A 13,043-nucleotide genomic window follows, 5' to 3' on the forward strand; every position below is an offset into this window, starting at 1 on the left:
CGTAACGTGCTTGTTAATCTTTGTTTTGAAGATCGTAGTAAAGCACACAAACTTGCATTATATGTGAAAGAAATTGACGATATTGTGTCTTCAATAAAAAATAAAGACCTCTTAGACCATTTTGATCAATTTTTTACTATTACTGAAGTAAGCAATAAAAAAAATAGAAGTGAATTAATGAACCTCGCAAGGGCATATAAGATGATAAGTGAAGAAGATCCAGACAAAATACAGGATTTTTTAGCTACTCAAACAAAAAGTTATTCATATGAAATAATGTTACCTGAAATTGATAATTTTCTATCACAAGCTAGGTGATTTTATCAATAATTTCATTGTGTACGTGATTATCATTTTTTGTTTCAATTCCAGTGATAACACTGCACCTAACGGGCTCTTTTATGGCTATTTCCTGAAATCCTTTTCTGACCTTATTGTAAAAATTAACATCCATTTCTTCATATTTATTCTTGTCTTTTGCTCTATTTAACCCAACTTTAACATCAATATCTAGAATGAATGTAATATCTGGATATTTAATTTCCACTAGCTTATGTAAGTCCCTTATTAGCCCTAAGTCAACTCCAAACCCATATCCTTGATATGCAATAGTTGAATCAATAAACCGATCACAAATCACTATTTTTCCTTCTGCAAGAGCTGGTAATATTAATTTTTTCATATGTTCGCGCCTCATCGAGATAAGTAGCAAGAGTTCAGAAATAGAATCAATATTATTCGTTAACAATACTCCTCTTACCTTCTCTGCAAAGTTAGTGCCACCTGGTTCTCGAGTCAATACCACATTATTTTCGCCGCGAATTTGCTTAAAATGATTTGCAAGTAGCTTAGATTGTGTTGTTTTACCAGAGCCGTCTATTCCTTCGAAAGTTATGAACATAAGTTTTATAATTATAATACTAAAAAAGAATATGCAAACAGTATACATAGAAACCGTTTGACATTTAAATAATAAGACCGTAAATTACATGTGGTATAATAATAGTCTATGGTTGCTCTGAATACTCCTAAAGTCGATTTTAGTTTTACTGCAAAAGATTTTAATCTTTTGGGAGTAGACAATAAATATTATGCATTAAGTGACTGTTGTGGAAAAAATGGTCTTATTATAATGTTTATATGCAATCACTGTCCTTACGTTCAGTCAATTATTAGCAATCTGGTAAGCGATGTTGATCAATTGAAAAAAGATTATCAGGTAAACACCATTGCAATAATGCCAAATGATGTAAATGAATATCCAGAAGATTCCTTTGAAAATATGATTAATTTTGCCAAGGAAAATAAGTTTATATTTCCATATTTAATTGATAGTACACAGAAAATAGCTAAAGAATACGGGGCTGTTTGCACTCCTGACTTTTTCGGCTTTAATTCCAATTTAAACCTTTGCTATCGTGGACGTTTTAACGACACAAAAAAAGAAAAGGTTCAAAGCTATGAAGTAGGAAGTAGTGACTTATTTCAAGCTATGAAATTTATTGCAGAAACTGGTAATTCTCCAATTGACCAAAAATCAAGTATTGGCTGCTCAATTAAATGGTCTAATTCTACAGGTTAAATATCATGCACAGTGGCTCTCAGCATTTGTTTGATATTATAATTTTGCTTTCTGCTGCTGTGTTTATAGTCATAGCATTTTGGAAAATGAATATTAGTCCAGTGCTTGGTTACTTCGTTGCAGGTGCAGTTATTGGTTCTCACGGATTTAATCTGATACACTCAGCTGAAGCAATGGATAATCTTGCAGAATTTGGTGTAGTTTTTCTATTATTCATTATAGGCCTTGAATTGACATTTGAACGCCTGATCGCTATGCGTATTCATGTATTTGGGTTCGGTTCTCTTCAAGTTATAGTTACCATGGTAGCAATATGGTGCATCGCTCTTGCTTTCGGAGTGAATACGAATATAGCAACAGTTATTGGTGGTGGGCTTGCGCTATCCTCAACAGCAATAGTGTTGCAGGTTCTGCAAGAAAAAGGTTCTCAAGCAAGTCAGGTTGGTAGGTTGTCGATAGCAGTGCTATTAATGCAAGATTTTGCAGTGGTACCATTAATAGTACTGGTACCTTTACTTACTGGCAATTCTGAGCACAGCCTGATAAGCTCATTGGCAGGTTCATTGGTGCAAGCAGCTATTGCATTAGTGCTGATATTTATAACTGGTAGATTATTGCTTAGACCTTTATTTTCGGTTATTGCTAAAATGGAAAGTAATGAGATCTTTATATCAACAACGCTTTTAATAGTATTAGGAGCAGCATTTATTACTGAGCAATTCCATTTATCGTTAGCATTAGGTGCATTTGTTGCTGGATTGTTAGTTGCAGAAACAGAATATAGACACTCAGTAGAACACGCAGTATTGCCATTTAAAGATTTGTTTCTTGGCTTATTTTTCATGACTGTTGGTATGTCCATCAATACCGAACTTTTACTCAATAAGTTACCACTAATTACTTTATTATCGATTATCCTTATCGTTTTAAAAACATCTATTATATATATATTGTGTAGATTTTTTGGGTTTAAGAGTGCACCTGCTATACAAGCTGGGTTACTGCTTTCACAAGGCGGTGAATTTGCGTTTATTTTGTTTCGCTTAGCAGATGAGCTAAATGTGCTACCAAGTGAAATCGCTCAAGTACTTATGATGGTAACTACAGTAACCATGGCTTTCACTCCTCTTTTATCGGGGCTTGGAGATTGGATAGCAAACTCATTTAGCACTGAGAAAACAATATTAGATGATGAAGCTGTTGAAACAGATACACAAGATCTTTATAACCATGTGATAGTTGCTGGATTTGGTAGAGTGGGATATATGGTAACAAAAATGCTTACGGCAGAGCATTTAAGTTACGTTGTTGTAGATATTCAATCGAAAATAGTCAAAGAAGGAAAAAGTGATAGTTTTCCTATATATCTTGGAGATGTTACAAGATGTGAAATTTTAAAATCGGTAGGAATAGAAAGAGCTCAAGCTCTCGTTATTTCAATAAAGAATGAAGTTACTATAAAAAAAGTTGTTTCTTTAGTTGCAGCAAATTTTCCGCATGTAAATATTGTAATACGCTTACCAGATCTGAGTAATGTGGAGGTTTATAGAGATCTAGGAGCTAGTAAAATTATTCCTGAAACATCTGAGATAGGATTGCAGCTAGGTGGAGCTGCACTGAGCCTTAGTGGTATTAGCGAAAGTGGAGTTACGTCTTTAAAAAGTAGATTCAGAAAAGGCAATTACAGTATGTTAAAAGACCTTGGTATTGATAAAGATGAATAACTACTTCTCTAATTTTATGTACAGAAAGCTTCAAGCTTTATTGAGGTTTTGCCTATAGTAAATTACGCACATAATCAACCAAATTAAGGAAAGTGCAAACCAAGTGATTGCATATTCCAAATGCTTCATTGGCTGTATAGCTACTTTGCTGCCAAAATTGTTCGGCCACAATACACACTTCTCTAGCTTAATACCTAACTCATTGGAAATTTCTTCTGTACTCAGGGTAAACCATGTATTCGAAGCAGTATCGTTCTTGATAAACCAATTTTTACTTTTATTGCTATCGCAATATAAAATTCCATCTGCAACTACTTTTTCAATTTTTACTTTTTTCTCCTTTTTTTCTCCGACTATTCCTTTATTCACCAACATGTAACGTCCAGTGGTGAGCAACATAGGAGACAGCACGTGATAGCCGTGTTGCCCTGCAAAAACATATAGTTCTATGTCACTTAGAATCCCATCAATCTTGACATGCCTATAGTTAAATTTTTCAAGGTCGTTATTGGGCAACAGATGAACAACAGGAAGACTCATATTTTTGATAATATTATTCTTCCAGTTCAATCTGAATACTTGCCATAATCCTAATAAAAAAAGGAGCAAGCAAGGTACAATTAAAATAAATACTATTTTTTTTAACACTCTATATTTGTGTTCTTAAATAGTTTTCAACACCCATTAGTTCAATAAGGTCAATCTGTTTTTCAATCCAATGGAAGTGCTCTTCTTCATTTTTTAACATCTCTTCTAATAACATTACACTAACAAAATCTTTTTCTTTCTCAGCGATAGAAATCGTTTCTTTGATATCCTTAATACCTTTTCCCTCTAATTTCAAATTAGCTTCTAAGATTTTCCGTATTGTGTCTTTTGTAAACTTTCCATCATGCTTTGATATTTCGTTTGTATCCTGAAAATTTGGAACTCCTTTGAATAACAAAATTCTTTCTGCCAACTTGTTTGCATGTTCAAGTTCTTCGTTAAGCTCATTTTTTACCTTTTCTGCAAATCTATTAATTCCATTGTTTTTGAGAATCGCAAAATGCAAAAGATACTGGCGTACAGAAGTTAGCTCATTGGTCAATAATTTGTTCAAATGTTTTACTATCTCTTCATTCATAATCTTCCCTTAGTTCAATTCATCAGCATAATTTATATGATAACGATAGTTATAGCAACTCATTTAATATTTCCTTTGATAACAACCGTATTAAATAGCATGTCGTGGTATGTCTGTTTTTTCTTAGAGAAGCAAGCAACTAGATACCAGCAAAGAGTGAGCAGCACCGTTAATATAGTGAGTAGCACTATTAATATATCGAAAGCGTTTATTAACACGTCCTGTTCTTGGAAAAGCTCGATGAGGATAACTATTATGTTATATAATAGAGAAAGAAAAAACTGAGAAATGCTTCTATCAAATGCTAAACTCAAATCTATTTTAGAACCGTCCAAGCTTATGGTATGTATGTTCATTAATTGCTGACCAGGAGTTGCTTGGGCTTTTGAAGATATAAAATATGTGAAGTAACTGCAATCTATACACATAGATGAAATTAACGGAAAATTCTTTAACAATAGTCTGATTAATAAGTTTGGAATTAATAAAATTGCTCTATCTATCAAATATGCGCAAAAGCGTCTTATTATACTGGCAATCTCTGTAACAGTGGTCATTACCTATCTTCTAAATACTTTATTATAAAATCTGTAAGTTTATCAAAATGTTGAAAACATAACAAATCTTCATAACCGCTTATTGATTGACCGTATATAATAGGTAAACAATTGGCATTTTGTGCACACAGAACATCTGTGATGCTATCACCAACGAAAAACACATTTTCTCTATTTATAGGCAACGTACTCTCTTCTAGTGCAAATAGCAGTGGGGTTGCAGATGGTTTATCTTCTGCAGTATCGCATGACCCAACCACTCTTTCAAAGTAGGAATCTAGTTTAAAATAGGCAACTTCTTTACGTAAATTAGTATTTTTCTTATTACTTACTATTGCTAGATAAATATTGTGGCTTTTCAGTGTCTGCAACATTTTCTCTACTCCTTGATTCAAAGCAATGTTTTGCAATAGTGCATCATCTAAATATTGTTGATATATCTGATTCGCTTTTTTCCACTGATCGCCAAATAAATTGACCATATAGCTCTTTCTCGACTCATGGGAATTTCTATCAGCAGCTTTATTACTATACCCCATTGAGTTTATGGTATGCTTAATAGCATTAAAAATATTATCTTGAGTGTCAACTAAGGTATTATCCCAATCGAATACTACTGCTAATGAGCTATCTTTCATCTCTTATATAATTATACATTTTAACTTAATAAGTAAATAGCATTTTAATGAAAAAGATATAAATAGGACGCCCTTGATAAACACTTTTTACCACAAGTTATGTTAACTGTTTTTTATATAATTAGCTAATATACTGATTATATGATATGTTTTAATAGGTAACAGGTATGGCCCAGACATCTAAAGAAAGTGTTGAAAAAAAGTTTAAAGATGTTTTTGAACGTTCTCCAGGTGCTTTTCCAGAAGGTACCTCATTAGAAAAGAAGGTTAATTATATCGCAAAAGGAACAGAGGCTCTAAAAGCTGTGAAAAGTAAGGAGCTTGAGAACAAAATGAAAAACGTTGCAGAATTGAGTCAGAAATTTGAAAGTCAAAAAGGACGTGCAGATGAAAAAGTATAGCCTTTCTTATAATAGTCCGAATGCGATAAGATATGTGTTTATGGCTATAGCAGGCCAGTAGCATATTACGGTCTGTTCGGATTATTGTAAAAAGAGCTATACGTCAAGATTTTGAAAGAATTGCTGAGCTTGACCAACAATATAAAGGGAAGGGCATCTTCACAAGTGAAAAAGTTGCAGAGCCAAAAAGTGACAAAAAACTCCAAGACACTCCGAGAAAAACTACAACAGCAGTTAAAGACCTTGAACATAATACACAAAAAAAGACTACTGAAGCTTCTGTGCAAACAGCATCAGAGCACGATTCACAAACCGTTAATCCCTCAGTAAGCAAGAGTTCTGTAAAAGAGAAGCTCAACACTGAGCCGGACAAAAAAGATAACACGCCTCAACCACAAGAAAATCAAAAAGAAGAAGGGTTTTTGAGTCTTCTGAAGCGCTTTGTTAAGAAAATATTAGAAAAATTTTTAGGTGAAGGTGAAAAGGATGTAGAGAATGCTCGTGGCATGAAAGAAGATGCTCAAAGAGATACGTCAAATAACGAAGAGCAACAAAAGAGTAAGCAGCTTGATGAAATTTTAAAGGACAAAAGTGTAAGCGAGGGTTTGAAGCAGGCAACAAAGCTTGAAAACCCGGCAATAACGCCTGTTAATACTCCTAAAGTGAATGAAGTAAACACGGGTCGTGAAAGGTGATCCGCTTTCAAGCTTCATTATACCGCCACGAACCGTCATACCGCCGCGGTATCTCATCCGCTAACAAGTAGCGGGATGACGATTGTCAGGGTGTCATCCCAGTGTCCCTATGATGTTATCCCAGTGCCCTGACTACTTGGATCTAGCAAGCTTTGCTTGCAAATAAGTCTAATACGCGTCGCGTTTTATGCCAAAACACAATTGGAGTTACATGCAAAATAGATCCCAGTGTCAGCTACTCGGATGACAAAAAAAGGAGCACTGGGATGACACCATTTGTTGTATTTAACAAAGTTCGTACTTAGCTTCATGTTAGCTATAAACATTAAGAAATTTACCAAACGAAAAAAAGGCAAAAGAAGCCCCAGCTAATATCTATTTTAGAACATTGGCGTTTTTTAAGTCTTAAACACTGCAATTTAGCTGCTTTTAAATGCAACTCACCTTAGTTTAAATGTTTAAGAAATTTACTAAGCAGAAAAAAAGGCAAAAGAAACCCCGTGTTAGCTAGTTGTCACTCCCTAATCCTGCAAATTGGCGTACTATACTGTCTTAAACGACTTATAAGCGCGTTTCAGCTTGTGTAGGTAAAAACCTAGAAATATTGTGAAGACATAAGGTACACATAGTGCAAAAAATTAAAAATAAGACGCCAACTACGTTGTTTTCTTGCTGTTTAATCTGCACAGATGAAGATAACTGAATACCTTCAGTTTCATGATAAGGGGGCTGGCGGAGTTTGTCAAGGAAGTTTTTTCGTTTCTAACGGTTGTTGCCAAAAACTATGCAAGAAGTCTATTGACAGGTGATTAAATTATAATGTAGCCTATCGCCGTATATCCGGGGGTGGGTTGTTGTGAGGCTTTTTCACTTTTTATTCTTGTTAATGTGTTTTTCTCTGTATTAGATGTATGGTCCCAGAGTGTGATGGTGTGGATTTAGTATAAATAATTCTGGAGACTGTGTCCACTGATAACATATAAATTCATAAGGAGTAAGACCCTTAAGAGTTTTGAGTCTCTTTGCATAATTATAAGCCATAACAAAGTTATAAAGGTGTTCTTTAAGTTGCTGGTGCGATTGATAGTAATACTTCTTAACTGTAGCATCCTTTAAAGTTTTATTCATACGCTCGACTTGCCCATTCGTCCAAGGATGGCTAACTTTTGTCAAACGATGTTCAATAACATTCTCTTCGCAAACTCTATCAAATATATGTTGGAAAGCATACTTATGACGCTTCTGGTTTGTAAATTGTATACCGTTATCTGTCAAAATAGTATGGATTTTATACGGTAAAATTCTAATCAAATTACGTAAGAACTCAGCAGCTATGGGTTTTGTAGCACTGTTACACAACTCAACATAGGTAAATTTGGATGTCCTATCAATAGCAACAAACAAATGTAATTTGCCCTCCTCAGTTCTAACTTCAGCAATATCAATATGAAAGTAACCGATAGGATATTGTTTGAATTTCTTTTTTGACTTAACTTCTCCATCAACAGTTGGTAATCTGCTAATGTTGTGTCTTTGTAAACAACGATGCAAGCTAGAGCGAGTCAAATGCGGAATTGTAGACTGCAGAGCGTAAAGGCAATCATCTAGTGGCAGTAGTGTATACTTGCGAAATGTAACTATTATAGCTTCCTCTTCTAGCGTTAAAACAGTTGATCTTGGATGCTTTGGACCCATATCAGCATCTTTCGTAAATGAACGTTTTCTCCACTTAATAATAGTTTTTGGATTAAGGTTATAATGCTTGGAGAGTTTTGCTATGCTCTCTTTTCTATTTTGTATTGCTCTACGAATCGTCTGTGTTGTTTTGGCGCACCCATGTAATATCTGTCCCATAATGACTCCTTAAATGATGATGATAGTATACCATCACTCTCTGGGACCATACATCTAGAAGAAGAATTAAAAAATAAAAGAGCAGAAGAAGAAATGAAAAATGGACTACCTAAACATATGGATTTCAAAGGTAATTCACTTTCTAAAAGCGCTGATACTAAAGATAGTCATTCCGTTTCTAGTGCTACAAATATTGTTATGGAACCTTTACCTAAACACATGGATGCGCTTGGTAATCCACTTCCTGAAAGACCAAGTGCAAATATTAGTATAGAATCTAAACCTGAGAGAAAACTATCTCCTGCAGAGTGGCTATTACAGTGCGGGAATGTAAATAATGATGTGAGGGAAGTGCTAAAACAGCCAATTATCCAACAGCCATTTAACGGGTTAGGGTTTTAGATGTAGTTGCTATATCAAACTCTCCATCTTATATTGAGGATCAGATGCAATGCCATACACTCTATTTGGCGGAGCAATTTTGTTCTCTATACCAAAAACTATACCTTCAATTATTGCTGTGAGTACTTTTTCAAGGTTGCAATCTGCTCCAGGAACACGGTGCTCTAGGCGGCATCTTTTGGAATCGTTGCCAAAATAGGGAATTCTTATTGCAGCAGTTCTGTTATTTATTCCCCAACTAATCGTAGTTGGAGTGTGAATATCCGGGTACTGAAATCTTAAATATGAATCATCATTTGGAGCAAAAAACAACATATGTTTTTTCATCATTGCACATAATCCACCAATACTATGAATCAGATAGTCACTGTACTTTTGCTCATTGATATAAAATAAGTTACCGTTATTTGAATTCACGAGATTAACATGCACATTTAATGCACTGCCTGCTCTATCCAAATAAGGCTTTGCTTTAAAAGAAACATTCCCACCTAGTTTTTGTGCTGTTTCAGTAAGTGATTGTTTTGCTAACTCAAAATGCTTAATTAAATTGTAGGAGTTCGTATAACAACCACTTTTTATCTCATACTGATGTGTAGAATTCTCCTTCTCGCAAGAAAATTCAAGAGATGCTATTTTATTTTTGATGCTATTCAGAAATAAGTATTCTTTTTCTATTCCTTCAATGTAAAACTCTAGTTCAATACCGAATACAGCATAACAACTCAAATTACTTAATATAATCATAAATTTGCTTCAGTAAATCTATATTAGGTTAGCTATATTTATATGAATACTTTATTTATATGAATACTTTACTTATTTGCCAGTAAATTTAACATCTTATTTATACATAATGTATTACTGTTTTTAATAGCATGCTTCTAATCCTCGATACAAGCGACATTTACAAATTTTTCATTTTTTTGAAATAAAAATGATCAATTTTAATGTTTTTATACCCTTTACAACCCATCAAAAAATCACCATAATTTTTAGTATGTATTAAGTAGTATTAGCTTTTCATTTTGCAGTAAGCTATTGATTATCTTATATTTTCTAATTATTGCTTTTTTCTTGGTGTGGTATATGAACTTAACTAGCCCTAAGGTTTCTACTATGTTTTTTGATCAGATTATTACAGTAACGGATCACAATGTTACTTGGGAAAAAATCCAAAATTGTCTTTATAATCTTTATGGAGAAGCAACATATAATAGCTGGCTGAGTTCACTAAAATTTGTCAGTAGCAGAAATGGGGAAGTTCTTTTATCCGTGTCAACAAGGTTTATAAAAGAGTGGATTACAGTTCATTACATGAAAAAAATATTATCATTATGGCAAAGCGAAGATAAAAGTATACGTTCTATTGATATTCAAGTAATTGAGGAGAGGAATTCAAATTTTAATGTTATACTAAAAAACAGAGAGGAAAGTAATCATAATCTTGGTTCGCCGCTGGATCCAAGGTTCACCTTTGATAATTTTGTAGTGGGAAAGCCAAATGAATTAGCATTTACGGCGGCAAAGCGTGTGGCAGAATCTATAGATCCAATATTAGGCAGCAATCCTTTGTTTCTATATGGTGGAGTGGGACTTGGTAAAACACATCTAATGCATGCTATAGCTTGGCACATAGTCAATTCCCCATCAGCAAAAAGAAAAGTGGTGTATTTATCAGCAGAGAAATTCATGTACCAATATATTACAGCGCTGCGAAGCAAAGATATTATGTTATTTAAAGAGCAATTTAGATCAGTAGATGTATTGATGGTAGATGATGTGCAATTTATCAGTGGTAAAGATAGTACACAAGAAGAATTTTTTCACACTTTCAATGCATTGATAGACCAAAATAAACAATTGGTTATATCAGCTGATAGGTCTCCTAGTGATCTTGATGGAGTGGAAGAAAGAATAAAATCACGACTCGGTTGGGGGTTGGTGGCAGATATTAATGAAACAACTTTTGAATTAAGGCTTGGTATATTGCAGGCAAAAGTGGAGCAGATGAATATGTATGTTCCGAAAGATGTCCTAGAGTTTTTAGCAAGGAACATAAAATCTAATATAAGAGAATTAGAAGGAGCATTAAATAAGGTTACCCATACCTCATTAATTGGAAGAAGTATGACGGTAGAATCAGCTAGTGAAACCCTAATCGATCTTCTTAGGTCAAATCATAGGTCAGTCACAATAGAAGAAATACAAAAGAAAGTAGCTGAATTTTTCAATATAAAGGTTGCAGATATGCAATCCAATAGAAGGCTTCGCAGTCTTGCAAGGCCAAGACAAGTAGCTATGTATTTTGCCAAAAAATTTACGCAAAAAAGCCTACCAGATATTGGGAGAAACTTTGGTGGCAGAGACCATGCTACTGTTATACATGCAGTAAAACAAGTAGAAAATTTTATAAAGACCGACTCAAAATTTGCTGATGAAATCAATCGATTAAAAAAAATGTTTAAGTAGCGTTTTTAAAATAGCTAATAACAAATCCTAAAATGAATCGACTATAGTTTTGATCCGTTTAAGTTTAAAATCTTCTGTTAGCTTCGCAGAATACATTTCCTTATTGTGTTGATTATAGAAGGTAAATTCGTGATCATCTAAATTTAGTATTGCAAAGCCAAAGCCAAAAAAGTTTCTAACCTCGTGTGCTAAGTAGTTTTTACCATTTGAATAGTCAAATTCTACATTTTGATAAACAGATTCTTGATCTTGAGCGTGTAATAATGCACCACCGTTTCCAACTATAATTTGGTCTGGAACATTATCCATTAATAAAATCTGGGCTATATGAATGTGGCCAGAAATTATGGTAGTAACATTGCTTGGAAATTTATCTCCAAAAGCTTCGATTTGTGTAAGATTACCATGGCTTTTTAATGTCAAAAATTCTTTTTTTGGAGATCTCCAAAGCGGTTTATGAGTTAAAAACCACATGGGCTTGTCAGAACTATTTTGTATCAATTTATCAAATTGCCTCTCAAAAGCATCAATTGTGCTTTGGGTTGTAAAAATATCCTCACCGGATGAAGAGTCGAAGATAAAAAATTTCATCGGTCCAGCATCTAAGGACCAACTAGAAACGAAGTTTCCACATTTTTCAGACGAAAAGGGGTATGAATCTAGATACCTGAACCATCCTTCATAAGCTCTACCACAACTCTCATGGTTTCCACGAACAAAAAGGAAAGGGGATTGTGATAAAATATCCTTTGCAGGCTCAAACCAATCAGCGTACCAAACTTCTTTATTATATCCATAAATATCGCCACACTTTTTTGTATTTCTACATTTTTTTTGTCTATAATGATAATCACCAACATGGATAATTAAATCTGGTTTATGAAGGGCGATTGAATCTAAATTTTTTTTTAAAGGCCAGCTATCTACCGAATTACATTCCTGCTGAAATGACATATTTATTCTACAGCCCGTGTCACCAATGAAAGCAATTTTATTAACCTTTTTTGGTAATATAGGAACCCGTAGATCCTCAATACTAATGTTTTTGGCACTTGTTTGTACTGTCAGTTCACAAACTGTTTCGTTATGATCACCATTGTTAATTGAGCTGCGATTCAGCATTTCTGTTTCCTCGCCATCAACATAAACAATGGGACACATGTCATTGTCCGTAATTGCGCGTATGCTTAGTTTATTTTCTGGGATAACTTGAGACCATGTGTATAATATTTGTGCATGGACGAAATGAAAGCTAGTTATAAGAGAGAGAGCTAAAAAAATAAAGATATTAGCTATATTCATTTGTATAAAAACCTAAGTTAAAAATTAGTAGTAAGGTTATCTTAAATGATTAAAATTTATAATCACAAAATTCATAATCAAATTATACAAACAATTTCTAAATTATTCTAGTATCAGATTGACACTCTAGATGAAAAATTCTAAAATGATTAAGTAATTTAAAATAATTATATAAAAACTAGAATATAGTGCGGCCGTGGTGGAATTGGTAGACACGCAGCGTTGAGGTCGCTGTGGCTCATAAGGCCTTGGAAGTTCAAGTCTTCTCGGCCGCACCAGTTTTTATCGCT

General features: G+C 33.9%; 15 protein-coding genes and 1 tRNA gene. 8 read left to right on the plus strand and 8 right to left on the minus strand.

All coding sequences use genetic code 11. The annotated features are described in order from the left end of the window. Positions 1-63: 63 nt before the first annotated feature. Positions 64-318 carry a hypothetical protein gene (locus tag AAGD90_RS01630; protein WP_338481950.1) on the plus strand — a complete coding sequence of 85 codons (255 nt, stop codon included), beginning with the start codon at positions 64-66 and terminating at the stop codon, positions 316-318. Here AAGD90_RS01630 and tmk read toward each other — a convergent pair. Then, on the minus strand, positions 311-901 hold the full coding sequence (gene tmk, locus AAGD90_RS01635; protein ID WP_010081998.1) for a dTMP kinase: 591 nt from the start codon (positions 899-901) through the stop codon (positions 311-313). The genes AAGD90_RS01630 and tmk overlap by 8 nt on opposite strands. 108 nt (positions 902-1,009) lie before the next feature. On the opposite strand from tmk, the gene AAGD90_RS01640 reads away from it, so the two are divergent. Next, positions 1,010-1,582 (plus strand): thioredoxin family protein, encoded by a 573-nt coding sequence (locus tag AAGD90_RS01640; protein WP_010081997.1) that lies wholly within the window; start codon positions 1,010-1,012, stop codon positions 1,580-1,582. 5 nt (positions 1,583-1,587) lie between these two features. After that, positions 1,588-3,306, plus strand: a complete 1,719-nt coding sequence (locus tag AAGD90_RS01645; RefSeq protein WP_341822016.1) for a monovalent cation:proton antiporter-2 (CPA2) family protein — start codon at positions 1,588-1,590, stop codon at positions 3,304-3,306. Positions 3,307-3,336: 30 nt separating this feature from the next. Here the strand turns inward: AAGD90_RS01645 and AAGD90_RS01650 are convergent, their stop codons facing one another. Genes AAGD90_RS01650 through AAGD90_RS01665 form a run of 4 tightly spaced genes read right to left on the minus strand, consistent with a single transcriptional unit; the run spans position 3,337 to position 5,627 of the window. Then, positions 3,337-3,954: an SURF1 family protein gene (locus AAGD90_RS01650; RefSeq protein WP_070357010.1), complete on the minus strand. Its 618-nt coding sequence runs from the start codon at positions 3,952-3,954 to the stop codon at positions 3,337-3,339. Between the two features lies 1 nt (position 3,955). Then, complete coding sequence (gene bfr / locus AAGD90_RS01655) at positions 3,956-4,432, minus strand: bacterioferritin (RefSeq protein WP_010081932.1); 477 nt, start codon at positions 4,430-4,432, stop codon at positions 3,956-3,958. Between the two features lie 59 nt (positions 4,433-4,491). Beyond that, the gene (locus AAGD90_RS01660) at positions 4,492-4,989 is read right to left on the minus strand and encodes an RDD family protein (RefSeq protein ID WP_010081931.1); all 498 of its coding nucleotides are present in this window, start codon (positions 4,987-4,989) and stop codon (positions 4,492-4,494) included. Continuing rightward, entirely contained in the window at positions 4,989-5,627 is a 639-nt protein-coding gene (locus AAGD90_RS01665; RefSeq protein WP_010081930.1) for an HAD family hydrolase, read from the minus strand. The genes AAGD90_RS01660 and AAGD90_RS01665 overlap by 1 nt, the downstream gene beginning before the upstream one ends. Before the next feature lie 167 nt (positions 5,628-5,794). On the opposite strand from AAGD90_RS01665, the gene AAGD90_RS01670 reads away from it, so the two are divergent. Continuing rightward, the gene (locus AAGD90_RS01670) at positions 5,795-6,028 is read left to right on the plus strand and encodes a hypothetical protein (RefSeq protein WP_341822017.1); all 234 of its coding nucleotides are present in this window, start codon (positions 5,795-5,797) and stop codon (positions 6,026-6,028) included. A gap of 281 nt (positions 6,029-6,309) precedes the next feature. Then, entirely contained in the window at positions 6,310-6,723 is a 414-nt protein-coding gene (locus AAGD90_RS01675) for a hypothetical protein (RefSeq protein WP_264339682.1), read from the plus strand. Between the two features lie 903 nt (positions 6,724-7,626). Here the strand turns inward: AAGD90_RS01675 and AAGD90_RS01680 are convergent. After that, positions 7,627-8,577, minus strand: a complete 951-nt coding sequence (locus AAGD90_RS01680) for an IS481 family transposase (RefSeq protein WP_338482200.1) — start codon at positions 8,575-8,577, stop codon at positions 7,627-7,629. A 93-nt stretch (positions 8,578-8,670) separates the two neighbouring features. Here AAGD90_RS01680 and AAGD90_RS01685 point away from each other — a divergent pair, with 93 nt between their 5' ends. Further along, a complete protein-coding gene (locus tag AAGD90_RS01685) occupies positions 8,671-8,979 on the plus strand; it encodes a hypothetical protein (protein WP_341822018.1) in 309 nt (102 codons plus the stop codon). A gap of 9 nt (positions 8,980-8,988) precedes the next feature. Here the strand turns inward: AAGD90_RS01685 and AAGD90_RS01690 are convergent, their stop codons facing one another. Next, positions 8,989-9,726: a glutamine synthetase gene (locus AAGD90_RS01690; protein WP_264373658.1), complete on the minus strand. Its 738-nt coding sequence runs from the start codon at positions 9,724-9,726 to the stop codon at positions 8,989-8,991. 342 nt (positions 9,727-10,068) lie between these two features. Here AAGD90_RS01690 and dnaA point away from each other — a divergent pair, with 342 nt between their 5' ends. Further along, a complete protein-coding gene (gene dnaA / locus AAGD90_RS01695) occupies positions 10,069-11,451 on the plus strand; it encodes a chromosomal replication initiator protein DnaA (RefSeq protein ID WP_341822019.1) in 1,383 nt (460 codons plus the stop codon). Positions 11,452-11,478: 27 nt separating this feature from the next. Here dnaA and AAGD90_RS01700 read toward each other — a convergent pair whose 3' ends face one another. Continuing rightward, on the minus strand, positions 11,479-12,753 hold the full coding sequence (locus AAGD90_RS01700) for a metallophosphoesterase (RefSeq protein ID WP_341822020.1): 1,275 nt from the start codon (positions 12,751-12,753) through the stop codon (positions 11,479-11,481). A gap of 190 nt (positions 12,754-12,943) precedes the next feature. On the opposite strand from AAGD90_RS01700, the gene AAGD90_RS01705 reads away from it, so the two are divergent. Next, positions 12,944-13,031 (plus strand) — tRNA-Leu (locus tag AAGD90_RS01705). Positions 13,032-13,043 lie beyond the last annotated feature (12 nt).

The sequence above is a fragment of the Wolbachia endosymbiont (group A) of Ischnus inquisitorius genome (assembly GCF_964026985.1).
Taxonomy (GTDB): domain Bacteria; phylum Pseudomonadota; class Alphaproteobacteria; order Rickettsiales; family Anaplasmataceae; genus Wolbachia; species Wolbachia pipientis.